The organism is Acidovorax sp. FG48 (assembly GCF_057809085.1).
The window spans coordinates 1-13,309 of the sequence record NZ_JBMDJH010000036.1 but is presented as its reverse complement, the minus strand read 5'-3'; the positions used below and the strand labels follow the sequence as shown (position 1 = coordinate 13,309).

At 65.2% G+C, this 13,309-nt stretch carries 11 protein-coding genes and 3 tRNA genes; 7 read left to right on the top strand and 7 right to left on the bottom strand.

The features are described 5' to 3' along the window. Window positions 1–114 precede the first annotated feature (114 nt). From ACODSU_RS24835 to ACODSU_RS24820, 4 genes are all read right to left on the bottom strand, one after another. Window positions 115–188: transfer RNA gene (locus ACODSU_RS24835), tRNA-Gly, on the bottom strand. 73 nt (window positions 189–261) lie between these two features. Continuing rightward, window positions 262–347: transfer RNA gene (locus tag ACODSU_RS24830), tRNA-Tyr, on the bottom strand. Between the two features lie 102 nt (window positions 348–449). Next, window positions 450–525 (bottom strand) — tRNA-Arg (locus ACODSU_RS24825). A gap of 67 nt (window positions 526–592) precedes the next feature. Then, complete coding sequence (locus ACODSU_RS24820) at window positions 593–1,249, bottom strand: TetR family transcriptional regulator (protein WP_488845578.1); 657 nt, start codon at window positions 1,247–1,249, stop codon at window positions 593–595. A gap of 190 nt (window positions 1,250–1,439) precedes the next feature. On the opposite strand from ACODSU_RS24820, the gene ACODSU_RS24815 reads away from it, so the two are divergent. The 4 genes from ACODSU_RS24815 (at window position 1,440) to ACODSU_RS24800 (ending at window position 8,345) form a co-directional block, all read left to right on the top strand. Then, window positions 1,440–2,735: an efflux RND transporter periplasmic adaptor subunit gene (locus tag ACODSU_RS24815; RefSeq protein ID WP_488845576.1), complete on the top strand. Its 1,296-nt coding sequence runs from the start codon at window positions 1,440–1,442 to the stop codon at window positions 2,733–2,735. Between the two features lie 13 nt (window positions 2,736–2,748). After that, window positions 2,749–5,904, top strand: coding sequence for an efflux RND transporter permease subunit (locus ACODSU_RS24810; protein ID WP_488845574.1), 3,156 nt, complete (start codon window positions 2,749–2,751; stop codon window positions 5,902–5,904). Next, entirely contained in the window at window positions 5,897–7,330 is a 1,434-nt protein-coding gene (locus tag ACODSU_RS24805; protein WP_488845572.1) for an efflux transporter outer membrane subunit, read from the top strand. Before ACODSU_RS24810 ends, ACODSU_RS24805 begins: the two co-directional genes overlap by 8 nt. A gap of 154 nt (window positions 7,331–7,484) precedes the next feature. After that, complete coding sequence (locus ACODSU_RS24800; RefSeq protein WP_015012225.1) at window positions 7,485–8,345, top strand: c-type cytochrome; 861 nt, start codon at window positions 7,485–7,487, stop codon at window positions 8,343–8,345. Between the two features lie 151 nt (window positions 8,346–8,496). Here the strand turns inward: ACODSU_RS24800 and ACODSU_RS24795 are convergent, their stop codons facing one another. The 3 genes from ACODSU_RS24795 to ACODSU_RS24785 form a co-directional block, all read right to left on the bottom strand. Further along, window positions 8,497–9,045, bottom strand: a complete 549-nt coding sequence (locus tag ACODSU_RS24795; RefSeq protein ID WP_488845570.1) for a DUF2946 family protein — start codon at window positions 9,043–9,045, stop codon at window positions 8,497–8,499. Next, window positions 9,038–10,051, bottom strand: coding sequence for a YheT family hydrolase (locus tag ACODSU_RS24790; protein ID WP_488845568.1), 1,014 nt, complete (start codon window positions 10,049–10,051; stop codon window positions 9,038–9,040). The genes ACODSU_RS24795 and ACODSU_RS24790 overlap by 8 nt, the downstream gene beginning before the upstream one ends. 67 nt (window positions 10,052–10,118) lie before the next feature. Further along, complete coding sequence (locus tag ACODSU_RS24785; protein WP_015012222.1) at window positions 10,119–10,571, bottom strand: YybH family protein; 453 nt, start codon at window positions 10,569–10,571, stop codon at window positions 10,119–10,121. Window positions 10,572–10,787: 216 nt separating this feature from the next. Here ACODSU_RS24785 and ACODSU_RS24780 point away from each other — a divergent pair, with 216 nt between their 5' ends. From ACODSU_RS24780 to ACODSU_RS24770, 3 genes are read left to right on the top strand one after another with little or no spacing between them, the layout of a single operon-like run. Next, the gene (locus ACODSU_RS24780; protein WP_060985174.1) at window positions 10,788–11,399 is read left to right on the top strand and encodes a LemA family protein; all 612 of its coding nucleotides are present in this window, start codon (window positions 10,788–10,790) and stop codon (window positions 11,397–11,399) included. Window positions 11,400–11,431: 32 nt separating this feature from the next. Beyond that, a complete protein-coding gene (locus ACODSU_RS24775) occupies window positions 11,432–12,352 on the top strand; it encodes a TPM domain-containing protein (protein WP_488845566.1) in 921 nt (306 codons plus the stop codon). Continuing rightward, window positions 12,352–12,894 (top strand): TPM domain-containing protein, encoded by a 543-nt coding sequence (locus tag ACODSU_RS24770; RefSeq protein ID WP_488845564.1) that lies wholly within the window; start codon window positions 12,352–12,354, stop codon window positions 12,892–12,894. The genes ACODSU_RS24775 and ACODSU_RS24770 overlap by 1 nt, the downstream gene beginning before the upstream one ends. Window positions 12,895–13,309 lie beyond the last annotated feature (415 nt).

Below are 13,309 nucleotides of genomic sequence, written 5' to 3'. Positions count from 1 at the left end.
GACCCGCGACCTCTCCCTTACCAAGGGAGTGCTCTACCACTGAGCCACATGGGCAATTGGCACTGCTTGCACAGCACCAAAAATTTCTACTCAACAAACCAACGCAATGAACAATGGAGCGGGAGACGGGAATCGAACCCGCGTCATTAGCTTGGAAGGCTAGGGTTCTACCATTGAACTACTCCCGCGCAGACCACCGGTCTTTGCGAACCTGACCTTATTTCACACGGCCAAGCAACACTTTCAACACTGCTCACTCACTGGTGGAGGGGACTGGATTCGAACCAGTGTAGGCGTAAGCCAACAGATTTACAGTCTGCCCCCTTTAGCCACTCGGGCACCCCTCCGGAGAATTTCGAATTATAGCACCAATTTTTTGCACGTTTAAAAATTAAACGCACTTGGCACCCATCACAAACACTGGCAATGCTTGCTGCTGCATCTATCGTTGGCGCGGCTGGCGGGGATCGAACCCACGACCCTTGGCTTCGGAGGCCAATACTCTATCCACTGAGCTACAGCCGCACACCTCTGACTTACGCAGCCTTTGATTATTGCACGCGACGGGCTTCCAACCAAACAAAGCCCCAGCTCAATCACGACAGGGGCGCATGGACTCCTTAGACCCGTCCAGCGACAAGCCCACCCCCTGAAGAAACGCGTCAGTGCTGGCGCCACCCACACGAACGAGATCGAAGCCCCCTTCATTGAGGATCCAGTTGCGAATCAAGCCATCAAAAAGAGCATGCAGACTGACGGCCGCCTCCATGGCCGACATCGACAGCACCACCCCCTGCGACTCCGCCGCCAACGCAAAGTCACGCGCCAGTTGCTGCGTAAACCCCTCAGAAGCCGCCACATGGCGCTCACGCAAGCCCATGAGCTCGCTCACATACTCCACCTTGTACAAAGCAATTTCGAAAACCCGGCGGGTGTGCTCGTCCGAGGCCACACTGCGAAATACCAGCGCCATCACCGCCCGCAGCCGCTGCACCGGATCAGCACCAGCACTGTCTTCAAAGCTGACAAAGCCCTGCTCCAGCGGCAGCGTGACCCGATCCATCATGGCGCCGAACAGATCTACCTTGTCCTTGAAATGCCAGTAGATCGCGCCACGGGTCGCCCCCGCAGCCTGCGCAATATCACTTAGAGACGCCCGGGACACTCCCTTCTCCCGAAACACCAATTCAGCCGCATCGATCAACCCGTTACGGGTGGCGATTGCATCTTCTTTTGTCCGGCGCGCCATAGTCAAACACCTTGTTGAGTCTCCAAAACCCCTACAGCTGCGGAGGGGCATCTGTCGCAGTCAACAATTATACATTCATGTCTGTATGTATAATTTCCGATCAAACTGGCGGGACTTCGCGCGCAGCGCCCTGAGCCCGGCTTGGCCTAGTGGCTCCCTCCCTTTTCTGACGCACATCCAAAGGACTTCCATGCCCCAACTGCATGACGCATCCGGCACCCCGCAACTGCGTGCCGCCACCACCCGACGAGTGCTTTCGCTGGCCGCCATCAGCGCAGCGGTACTGCTGGTATCCGCCTGCGGCAAGGCCGATGGACAGGCCGCCGGTGCGGGTGGCCCCAAGCCCCCGCCCGTCGAGGTGGGGGTGGTCACCGCCACCCCGGGCGACGTGGGACTGATCACCGAGCTGCCTGGCCGCGTGGAGGCATCGCGCGTGGCCCAAGTGCGCGCCCGGGCCGCAGGCATCCTCCAGCAGCGGGTGTTCAAGGAAGGCAGCGACGTCAAGGCGGGGCAAGTGCTGTTCCGCATTGATCCCGCGCCCTACGCCGCAGCGGCAGAAAGTGCACGCGCCAGCCTCGCCAAGGCACAGGCCAATCTGGCGCAGGCAAGCGCACAGGCAGAACGCTATCGACCACTGGTCGCCGCCAATGCCATTAGCAAGCAGGACTTCGTGAATGCCGAAGCTGCCGAAAAACAAGCCCAGGCCGACGTGGCGGCCGCCAAGGCCGCAGTGCGCACCGCCGACATCAACCTCGGCTATGCCAGCGTGACCGCCCCCATCTCCGGCCGCATCGGTCGCGCACTGGTCACGGAAGGCGCCCTGGTGGGCCAGGGTGAGGCGACCGCCTTGGCCGTGGTGCAGCAGATCGACCCGGTGTACGTGAACTTCACCCAATCGGCCGCAGACGTGTTCCAGCTGCGCCGCGCCATGGAAAGCGGGCAATTCAAGCGCGCGGGCGGCGGACAGGGGGCCAGCGTCATGCTGGTGCTCAGCGATGGCTCTGAATACGCGCAAGCCGGCAAGCTGCTGTTCACAGACTTGTCGGTGGACTCCACCACCGGCCAGGTCACCCTGCGCGCCGAAGTGCCCAACCCCAAGGGCGAACTGCTGCCCGGCCTGTACCTGCGCGTGCGGATTGAACAGGCACAGGCCAGCAACGCCATCACCCTGCCCCAGCAGGCTGTCACGCGCACCCAGCAGGGCGACACGGTCAGCGTGGTGGGCGAGGACGGCAAGGTGTCCCAACGCACCGTCAAGATCAGTGCCGCGCAGAACAACCGCTGGGTGGTGCTGGACGGCCTGAAGGCGGGAGAAAAAGTGATGGTGGACGGGTTCCAGAAGCTGCAGATGCTGCCTCCCGGAACCCCGGTCAAGCCCGTCCCATGGCAAGCGCCAGGCACGCCTGCGCCGGCAGCGGCGACCGCCTCCGCGCCCACCTCCGCAGAGGCGCCGGCCGCACCTGCTTCGGCCGCATCCAAGCCATAAGGGGCAATCCAGCATGGCCAAATTTTTCATTGACCGCCCCATCTTTGCGTGGGTGATTGCGCTGTTCATCATGGTGATGGGCGGCGTAGCCATCACGCAGCTACCTATTGCCCAGTACCCGCCGGTGGCACCACCGTCCATCGTCATCAACGCGGCCTACCCTGGCGCATCGGCGCAAACCCTCGAAGACAGCGTGCTGTCGGTCATCGAACGCGAGATGAACGGGTCTCCCGGGCTGATCTACATGGAGTCGGTCGCGCAAGCCGATGGTTCCGGCAGCATCACGCTGAGCTTCCAACCCGGCACCAATGCCGACCTGGCACAGGTGGACGTGCAGAACCGGCTCTCGCGCGCCTCGCCGCGCCTGCCGTCTGCCGTGACGCAGCAGGGTGTGCGCGTGGACAAATCGCGCTCCAACTTCCTGCTGTTCACCATGCTGTCGTCCACCAACCCGGCCACCGACACCGTGGCTCTGGGCGACTATGCCTCGCGCAACGTGGTGCCAGAACTGCAGCGCCTCAAGGGCATTGGCCAGGCGCAGCTTTTTGGTACCGAGCGGGCGATGCGCATCTGGATCGACCCGGCCAAGATGCTGAGCTACAACCTGTCAGCCGCCGAGATCACCGCTGCCATCCGCGCCCAGAACGCCCAGGTGGCCAGCGGCACCATTGGCGACCTGCCCAACGTCGCGGGCCAGGGGATTGCCGCCACTGTGGTGGTCAACGGGCAACTGTCCAGCGTCGAGCAGTTCGGCAACATCGTGCTGCGTGCGAACACCGATGGCTCCACCGTGCGCATCAAGGATGTGGCGCGCGTGGAACTGGGCGGTCAAGCCTACGCCACCGCTGCGCGCCTGAACGGCAAGCCCGCCGTCGGCATCGGCGTTCAGTTGTCACCCAGCGGCAATGCGCTGGAGGCAGCCAAGGACGTGCGCGCCAAGATGGACGAGCTGTCGCGCTACTTCCCCGAAGGCATGAGCTGGAGCATTCCTTACGACAGCTCGCGCTTCGTGGACATCTCCATCAAGCAGGTGGCCGAGACCCTGGTCGAGGCCGTGGTCCTGGTGTTCCTGGTGATGTTCCTGTTCCTGCAGAACTGGCGCTACACCATCATCCCGACCATCGTGGTGCCGATTGCGCTGCTGGGCACGTTTGCCACGCTGCTCGCGCTGGGCTTCTCGATCAACGTGCTGACCATGTTCGGCATGGTGCTGGTGATCGGTATCGTGGTGGACGATGCCATCGTGGTGGTGGAGAACGTCGAGCGCATCATGAGCGAAGAAGGCCTGTCTCCACTGGAAGCCACCCGCAAAGCCATGCGCCAGATCTCCGGCGCCATCATCGGCGTGACGGTGGTGCTGATCTCGGTGTTCGTGCCGCTGGCCTTTTTTGCAGGCTCCACCGGCAACATCTACCGCCAGTTCTCGGCGGTGATGGTGGCCTCCATTGGCTTCTCGGCCTTCATGGCACTATCGCTCACGCCAGCGCTGTGCGCCACCCTGCTCAAGCCCGTGGAGGCCGGGCACCACCACGAGAAGACCGGCTTCTTTGGCTGGTTCAATCGCGGCTTTTCGCGCACCGCCAAGGGCTATGAGGGTTTTGTGGCGCGCATCCTTCGTCGCGCTGCGCGTTACCTCGTGATCTACGCCGCCATCATTGGCGCCGTGGCGGTGGTCTACATGCGCCTGCCCACATCGTTCCTGCCCAGCGAGGACCAGGGCAACATCATCGTCAACGTGCAGCTGCCACCCGGCGCCACGCAGGAGCGGACGCTTGCCGTGATGGAGCAGGTCGAAGGCTTCATCTTGAAGCAGCCCGAAGTGCAGAGCATGGTGGGCGTGCTGGGCTTCAGCTTCTCCGGCCAGGGGCAGAACGCGGCCCTCGCGTTTGTGACGCTCAAGGACTGGAGTGAACGCCATGGCCCTGGCCAGTCGGCACAGGACGTGGCCAACCGCGCCTTTGGTGCGCTGATGGGCATTCGCGATGCTTTCATCTTCCCGTTGAGCCCGCCACCCATTCCTGAGCTGGGCAACGCCAGCGGCTTCACGTTCCGCCTGCAAGACCGGGGCGGCGCCGGGCACGAAGCTTTGGTGAAAGCACGCAACCAGTTGCTGGGCATGGCATCGCAGAGCAAGGTGTTGACGCAGTTGCGCCCTGATGGTCTGGAAGATGCGCCGCAGCTGCAAATCGACATTGACCGTGACAAGGCCAACGCGCTGGGCGTGCCCTTCGACGCCATCAACTCTGCGCTCTCCACAGCGCTGGGTTCCAGCTATGTGAACGACTTCCCCAACCAGGGCCACCTGCAGCGGGTGGTGGTGCAAGCCGATGCGCCAGCGCGCATGCAGCCTGACGATCTGCTGCAGATCAATGCCACCAACAACCAGGGCAAACCGGTGCCGCTGTCGGCGTTCGCCACGACGCGCTGGGTGACCGGCGCGCAGCAAACCGTGCGCTACAACGGCTACCCCGCCATGCGCATCTCCGGCTCGCCCGCCCCGGGCTACAGCACGGGGGCGGCGATGGCCGAGATGGAGAAGCTGGCAGGCCAACTGCCCCAAGGCTTTGGCTTTGAATGGACTGGCCAGTCGCGCGAAGAAAAGCTGGCAGGGTCGCAGTCGCTCATCCTGTACAGCTTTGCCATCCTGGCCGTGTTCCTGTGCCTGGCCGCGCTGTACGAGAGCTGGTCGATCCCGCTGGCCGTGATCCTGGTGGTGCCCCTGGGCGTGCTGGGCGTGCTGCTGGCCACGTTGCTGCGCGGCTATGCCAATGACGTGTACTTCCAGGTGGGCCTGATCACCATCATTGGCCTGTCGGCGAAAAACGCCATCCTGATCATCGAGTTCGCCAAGGACCTGCAGGCCCAAGGCAAGGGCGTGATCGAGTCGGCGCTGGCCGCCGCGCACCTGCGGTTCCGCCCCATCGTGATGACCTCGATGGCATTCGGCCTGGGTGTTCTGCCACTGGTGGTTGCGTCGGGCGCAGGCTCTGCCAGCCAGCGGGCCATCGGCACTGGCGTGCTGGGTGGCATGGTCACCGGCACCGCCCTGGCCGTGTTCTTTGTGCCCGTGTTCTTTGTGGTGGTGCGCAGCCTGTTCAAGGGCAGCGCACGCCAGCAGGAAATGAACCGCCGCCATGCAGAAGAAGCAGGAGTTGGAACCCATGACTAAACACCGCCGTACCCCCCTGGCACTGGCAGCGGCCGCAGCGGCGGCGCTGCTGGCGGGCTGCTCGTTCATTCCTACCTACGAACGCCCCCAGCCCCCCGTCCCCGCCACTTATGCCGGCGCTGCAGCAACGACGGACGGTGCGGCGGTTCAGCCGGGCGCCACCGTGCCCTGGCAGAACTACTTTGCCGAGCCACGCCTGCAGCAGCTCATCGGCATTGCGCTGGCCAACAACCGGGACCTGCGGGTGGCCATGCTCAACATCGAGCAGGCTCGGGCCACCTACCAGGTGCGCCGTGCCGACCTGTACCCGGGCGTGGGCCTGGCGGCCAATGCCAGCCGGGCGCCCGCTGCGGGCACCGGCAACCTGACCAACTCGTTCAGCGTGGGCCTGGCCGTATCCGCCTGGGAGATCGACTTCTTTGGCCGCATTGCCAGTCTCAAGGAACAAGCGCTCGCCCAATACCTCGCCACCGAAGAAGGCCGCAACGCCGCCCAGGTGAGCCTGGTGGCGGCGGTGGCCAATGGCTGGCTGACGCTGCTGGCCGACGAGGAACTGCTGGACCTGTCGCGCCAGACCCTTGCCTCGCGCGAGGAGTCGGTGCGCCTGACCAGGATGCGCCTGGACGCGGGCGTGGCCTCCGAGCTCGACTTCCGCCAGGCAGAGTCGCTCACCCAGGCGGCCCGCGCCACGCTGGCACAGCAACAGCGCCAGCGCGCGCTCGACGAAAACGCGCTGGTCCTGCTGCTAGGCCAAGCACTGCCTCAGGACGTGCGCGCCAGTCTGGCGGGTGGCAAGCTGGCCGACGCGCCTGCGATGGCACCGCTGCCTGCTGGCGTGCCGTCAGAGCTGCTCACCCGCCGGCCGGACATCCGCCAGGCGGAGCAGCAGCTTATCGGAGCCAACGCCAACATTGGCGCGGCGCGGGCGGCGTTTTTCCCGCGCATCTCCCTGACAGCGCAGGCAGGCACCGCCAGCGGCGAGCTGTCCGGCCTGTTCAAGAACGGCTCCTGGGGCTTCACCATCGCGCCATCGCTGCTGTTGCCCATTTTTGACGCGGGCCGCAACCAGGCCAATCTGGACAGCGCCCGGGTCGGCCGGGAGATTGCCGTGGCGCAGTACGAAAAAGCCATCCAGACCGCGTTCCGCGAAGTCTCGGACGCGCTGGCCGGGCAAGCCACCCTGGGCGAACAGGCCCAGGCCCAGCAACAGCAGGCCCAGGCAGAAGCCGCGCGCCTGCAACTGGCCGACCTGCGATACCGCAACGGCGTGGCCAGTTATCTGGACTTGCTGGACGCACAACGCTCGCTGTTCACGGCCCAGCAGGCCGTGGTGCAGGTGCGGCTGGCGCAACTGCAAAACCAGGTGTCGCTGTACAAGGCACTGGGGGGCGGAGCACCCGACACCAGCGCCCAGGCCCCCTCCTGAAGCCCAGAGCTGAAGCGCGCGCAGCCCCCTGGCGCGCTGCGCGCGCTGGGGCAAACCCGTGGTGGTCTGCATCAAGCGGGGATCGGAATAACCATCCCCGCAGATATAATTTAAGGTTGATTACACCGAAGCCCCCGATACACCTGAGGACGACATGAGCGACAACCACCACGAAGAAGCCCATACCGGCCCGATCAAGAACCCCAAGCAGTTGCTGGTCGCGGTACTTTTCTCGTTTGTAGTTCCGATCTTTGCCATCATTGGCTTGGTCCTGTATGTGACGTCGGCGGACAAGCCCGCTGCCGGTGCCGTCAACCCCGAAAAGGCCATCGCCGAACGCATCCAGAAGATCGGCATGGTGGAAGTGCGCGACGCCAACCGCCCCCTCAAGAGCGGCGAAGAAGTCTTCAAGGCCCAGTGCTCCGCCTGCCATGCTTCCGGCGCTGCAGGTGCCCCCAAGTTTGGTGATGCAGCTGCCTGGGCTGCGCGCATCGGCACCGGGTTTGAAGCCCTGGTGCAGTCCGCCCTGAAGGGCAAGGGCGCCATGGCCCCCCAAGGCGGCGGCGACTTCAACGACACCGAAATCGCACGCGCCGTGGCCTACATGGCCAACGCCGGTGGCGCCAAGTTTGCCGAACCTGCTGCTCCCGCTGCTGCGGCCCCTGCCGCCCAGGCAGACGCAGCCCCAGCGGCCGCTCCTGCACCAGCACCCGCCGCAGCCCCTGCAGCGGCTGCGCCCGCTGTAGCAGTAGCTGCCGCACCTGCAGCCGCCGCAGCAGGCGCTGGCGAGGCTCTGTACAAGCAGGCTTGCCAGGTGTGCCACGCTGCCGGTGTGGCCGGTGCTCCCAAGTTTGGTGACAAGGCCGCTTGGGCCGCTCGCCTGCCCGCAGGCATCGACGCGCTGTACACCAGTGTCGCCAAGGGCAAGGGCGCCATGCCTCCCCGTGGTGGTACACAGGCCTCTGACGCCGATCTGCGCGCCGCTGTGGAGTTCATGGCAGCCGCCGCCAAGTAATGCAGCCCTTTTATCCCGCCCAGGCGGGGTAGAAACCCAAACCCAAAGCCGGTCCTTGCGACCGGCTTTGTCGTTTTAGAGCCTATCTCGCGCAGCGATGAGCAGCAGTCAGTGCCTGCAGCTCCCGGCGAAGGGCGGTGGGGGCGGAGCTTCAGTTTGGCTGCGACGCTCCGGCTTGCGACCTGGCACGCGGGCTGCAGACATACCCGTAGCGCGCCGGCAGGTCCTGCGCCTGCACGTCCTCGGGCGTCCAGCGCCCATCGGTCACCGCCTCTGCTGCCAGTGCCACGTCCAGCGTGTGGACCAGCCCGAGGCCCAGGTCTGTCTCCAGGTACACACGGCCCAGTTCGTCCAGCAGGCAGCGGCGCACCAACGCCTCCCGACCGGTGTGGCTGACGACGCTCAGGTCCTGCGGCTGCAGGCGCCAGACCCAGGGCGTTGCCTCCAGCTCCACGTACACGCGCTGCGGGCCGTTCTGAAAGAACCACTGCCCCTGGTCGTCATGCTCGTAATTGCGCGCAATGAAAGCCAGCAATTTGTCGTGCTGCAGCAGCGTGCCTTTGCTGTGCGGAAACGCGCCCGCCGCCTGCACCGCGTCGTCGCGCAGATACCAGTGGCCGCGCGCATCCAGGCCCAGCCAGCCGTAGCAGTCGGGCACGTTGGGCCATTTGGCCAGTGCCTGTTTGACGATGTCATCCATGGGCGGATTGTGCTCCGTGCAGCGCCAGGGCCCCACTGTGCTCGGCCAGCCACCCTCCCACCGCATCGGGCATGGCGCGCACATGCCCGGGTGGCAACCCACGCGGGAACCCCACATGCCCGCCGTGCGCCGGCTGCCAGAGCGTCACATGGCGCCCTACCTCGCGCACGCCCGGCAAGCTGCCGGCGGGCACAAAGGGGTCGTTGCGCGCGTTCACCACCAGGGCCGGAATGCGGATGCGGTGCAGCAGCGGTTTGGCCGACGCGCGCAGCCAGTAGTCCTCGGTATTGCGAAACCCGTGGACCGGCGCTGTGAACACGTTGTCAAACGCGTACAGGTCCCGCGCGGCCAGCAGCGCCTGCCGGTCAAACAGCCCCGGGTGCTGGGCCAGCTTCTGCAGTGCCTTGGGCACCAGAGTGCGCATGAACATGCGCGTGTACACCAGCCGGTTGAAGCCACGCCCAATGGCATGGCCGCCCGCTGCCAGGTCGATGGGCGAGCACACGGCCGCCACCGCATCTGCGCCGCGCGCGGCGTCAGTGCCCACTTCGGCGGCCCAGCGCAGCAGTGCATTGCCGCCCAGTGACACCCCCACCGCCATCAGCGGCCCCTGGTGGCGCGCACGCAGTTGCTGCAGCATCCAGCCGATCTCGGCGTGGTCGCCCGAGTGGTAGGCGCGCGGGGCGCGGTTGATCTCGCCACTGCACCCCCGGAAGTGCGGCAGCGCGCAGGCCCAGCCGCGCTCACGGGCCAGGTCGGCAAAGGCTTCGCAGTAATGGCTGCGCGACGAGCCTTCCAGCCCGTGGAACACCACCAGCAGCGGCCGGGGAGCGTCAGCGACCACACCATCCTGCAGAAAGTCCACATCGACGAAATCGCCGTCGGGGGTGTCCCAGCGCTCACGGCGGTACTCAGGACGCGGGCCGAACACCCGGCGCGCGTACAGGGCGGGCCAGATCGTTTGCAACTGGCCACCCGGGAGCCAGCGAGGCGCTATGTATTTCATAGCTGCCAGGGCATATGTTGTCGGCGCATACAGCCAATGGGGCCTAAAATCCTCACGCAGGGGCCTCTCAATGCAGAACGGGGCGCTGCGCCAGCACATCCACCTGGGCATCGGGCGCCACGCCCGGGCTGGCGTGGTGGGCCACCAAGCGCCAGCCTTCAGGGGTCTTGTGGTACACGTTGGTGGCCATGACCACGGCCTGGTGCAGGCCATCGGGCAGCATCACCTCGACCTGCTCGACCACGCTGTGCACGGCACTCGACAGTGCCACCACGCGGTGCACCTGGGCCGGCCGGGCACGCACGGTGCCATGCGAGAACATGGCCTCGAACGCGGCACGGATGGCCGCAGGCCCCAGCAGGCGCGGCCCCCCCGGGTGCACGCAGACGATCTCGTCGTCGTCTGCCCAGCACGACATCAGCAGATCGATGTCACCGCGCTGCAGCGCCTCATAGAACGCGGATTCGGTTTCATCCGAAGAGCCACCCAGGGTGGCTGCTTTTGATCGGGCGCGGGGCATGTGGATTCAGAGGGTAAGTGGGTTGGAATGGCGTGACAGGTGCAACGCGAGGCTGCTATTGTGCGGCGGCGGTGCAATGCCTTGCTGCGTACAGATTTTGTACGCGTTCTGGAGGTGCGCCCACCGCGACAGATCCTCCACAAACTTTGCTGTCTTGCGCATCGCGGTTTCTGGCACAGTCATCCCATTTCTCCCTCGGCGGACTCCACCATCATGATGATCCAACGTCTACTTGCCCTCCTCACCGTGCTAGCTGCCACACTCACACTCAGCGGCTGCGGCTACAACGACTTCCAGCGCCTGGACGAGCAGTCCAAGGCCGCGTGGAGCGAAGTGCTCAACCAGTACCAGCGCCGGGCCGACCTGGTGCCCAACATTGTCGCCACCGTCAAGGGCGAGGCCAACTTTGAGCAAGAAACACTGACCAAGGTGGTCGAGGCCCGCGCCAAGGCCACGGCCATCCAGGTCACACCCGAAACCCTGAACAACCCCGAGGCTTTCAGCAAGTTCCAGCAGGCCCAGGGCGAGCTGTCCAGCGCCTTGTCGCGCCTGATGGTCGTGTCCGAGCGCTACCCCACCCTGCAGGCCAACCAGGGCTTTCGCGACCTGCGGGTGACGCTGGAAGGCACCGAAAACCGCATCACCGTGGCCCGCAACCGCTACATCCAGACGGTGCAGGAGTACAACGTGCTGGCCCGCAGCTTCCCCACCAACCTCACGGCCATGGCCTTCAGCTACGCCCCCAAGCCCAGCTTTACCGTGGCCAACGAGGCCCAGATTGCCGTGCCACCCACGGTGGACTTCTCCGCATCCAAGGCCAAGCCCTGAATACCCCTTGCATGGCCTGACATGAGCCAAACATGCTGCTAGCGCCCATTCGACATGCCCTGATAGCTATATTTTTAATAGCCTCATGGCCCGTCTTTGGCTGGGCCCAATCGCAGCCGCTGGCGGTGCCGCCGCTGACCGGCCACGTCATGGATCAGACAGGCACGCTCAGCGCCAATGACATTCAGGCGCTGGAGGGCCAGCTGCTCGCCCTCGAAAAATCGCGCGGCTCGCAAGTCGTGGTGCTGATGGTGCCCACCACGGCACCGGAAGACATCGCCGCCTATGCCAACCGCGTCGGCAACCAGTGGAAGATCGGACGCCGCGACGTGGGTGACGGTGTGCTGGTGGTGGTCGCCAAGAACGACCGCAAGATGCGCATTGAGGTCGCCAAATCGCTGGAAGGCGCCATCCCCGACATCGCAGCAGCACGCATCATCGACGGCGCGATGAAGCCCCGCTTTCAGCAAGGCGACTTTGCGGGAGGCCTCGGTGCAGCGATCACGCAGATCGGCGCGCGCATCACGGGCGAAGCCCTGCCCGCCCCGGCCGAGACACCCTCCCCTGCCGCTGGAGGCAGCATCCACGGCCTGTTCGACTGGACAGACTTCGCCATCTTCCTGTTCTTTGGCGTCATGGTGGCGGGCCCGTTGGCGCGCAGCCTGCTGGGGGCTGCGCTGGGCGGCCTGGCGGTGGGCGGCGGCGTGGGGGCCCTGGCGTTTGTGTTCACCTCCAGCCTGCTGCTGTCGGTGGGCGCGGGCGTGATCGCGCTGCTCTACACCTGGCTTTTTGGCGGTAGCAGCGGCCCCATCAGCCTGGGGCATGGCGGTGGAGGCTCCGGAGGCTGGAGCAGTGGCAGTTCGGGCGGATTCAGCAGCAGCAGTGACAGCGGCGGTTTCAGTTCGGGCGGCGGGGGCGATTTTGGCGGCGGCGGCGCCTCGGGGGATTGGTGATGGGTGTTGAGAACAGCGAACGACCTGCGCACACGCTGTGGCGAGCCCTCTGGCGGCTGGTGCACCACCGCTGGCACGACGCCTTTGGCCGGTCCGCCATCCCGGCACCCGCGCTGCAGCGCCTGGGCGCACAGGTGGCTGCCAGCGAGTTGCAGCACACGGGGCAGATTCGCATCGTGGCCGAGGCGGGCCTGCCCTGGAGCTACCTGCGCCGCCACGCCCGAACGCGGGAACGCGCATTGATGCTGTTCAGCAAGCACCGCGTGTGGGACACTGAACACAACAACGGCGTGCTGATCTACCTGCTGATGCCAGAGCACGCGTTTGAGATCGTTGCAGACCGCGGGCTGGCACGCCATGTCCCTCCGGAGGTGTGGCAGCAGATGGCGGCGCAGATGTCAGCCCAGTTTCGGCAAGGGCACTACGAGGAAGGCCTGTCGCAGGCGGTGAGTGCCGTGCGCGCCCTGCTGATTCATCACTTTCCACGCGCGGCGGATTCCTTCTCCTCCAACGAGCTGCCAGACACACCGATCGTCCGCTGACGCGGGTTGGCGGGCGTCGGTCCCAACGGCGTACGAGCGGGCATGCCAGCGCACCAAAGACCACGATGACGGGGCGACTTGCAGGCGAGGCCATTGGCGGTCGCACCCTTCCGAACCCCCAGCCCCACGGACCTCAGTAGCCCTTTTGTCGGATGTCCTGCGGGGCGCCGACTCGATGGTTTTGCACCGCCCCCGTACGGTCGGAACACTGAACTTATCAAAGAGCTGGTCGTCCTGAATTTGCACCCGGGTTATCCATGACAGCCTGGCAATTCCGGCCCCTTGTGATGCGCTAAGCCGTCGGACACCCTCCTGCATTCCTTCTATTGTTTCCAATACTGGAACAGTTAGTTCGCGACCCGGTGGTTTTTCTCTGCACCCCACCGGCGTACAGTTCATCCCATCGATGAGCCGA

Coding starts and splice junctions, on each gene's coding strand:
- ACODSU_RS24775 (WP_488845566.1), top strand. CDS start 11,432: ATGCTGCTAGCGCCCATTCGACATGCCCTGATAGCTATATTTTTAATA.
- ACODSU_RS24780 (WP_060985174.1), top strand. CDS start 10,788: ATGATCCAACGTCTACTTGCCCTCCTCACCGTGCTAGCTGCCACACTC.
- ACODSU_RS24815 (WP_488845576.1), top strand. CDS start 1,440: ATGCCCCAACTGCATGACGCATCCGGCACCCCGCAACTGCGTGCCGCC.
- ACODSU_RS24785 (WP_015012222.1), bottom strand. CDS start 10,571: ATGCCCCGCGCCCGATCAAAAGCAGCCACCCTGGGTGGCTCTTCGGAT.
- ACODSU_RS24800 (WP_015012225.1), top strand. CDS start 7,485: ATGAGCGACAACCACCACGAAGAAGCCCATACCGGCCCGATCAAGAAC.
- ACODSU_RS24790 (WP_488845568.1), bottom strand. CDS start 10,051: ATGAAATACATAGCGCCTCGCTGGCTCCCGGGTGGCCAGTTGCAAACG.
- ACODSU_RS24805 (WP_488845572.1), top strand. CDS start 5,897: ATGACTAAACACCGCCGTACCCCCCTGGCACTGGCAGCGGCCGCAGCG.
- ACODSU_RS24820 (WP_488845578.1), bottom strand. CDS start 1,249: ATGGCGCGCCGGACAAAAGAAGATGCAATCGCCACCCGTAACGGGTTG.
- ACODSU_RS24795 (WP_488845570.1), bottom strand. CDS start 9,045: ATGGATGACATCGTCAAACAGGCACTGGCCAAATGGCCCAACGTGCCC.
- ACODSU_RS24810 (WP_488845574.1), top strand. CDS start 2,749: ATGGCCAAATTTTTCATTGACCGCCCCATCTTTGCGTGGGTGATTGCG.
- ACODSU_RS24770 (WP_488845564.1), top strand. CDS start 12,352: ATGGGTGTTGAGAACAGCGAACGACCTGCGCACACGCTGTGGCGAGCC.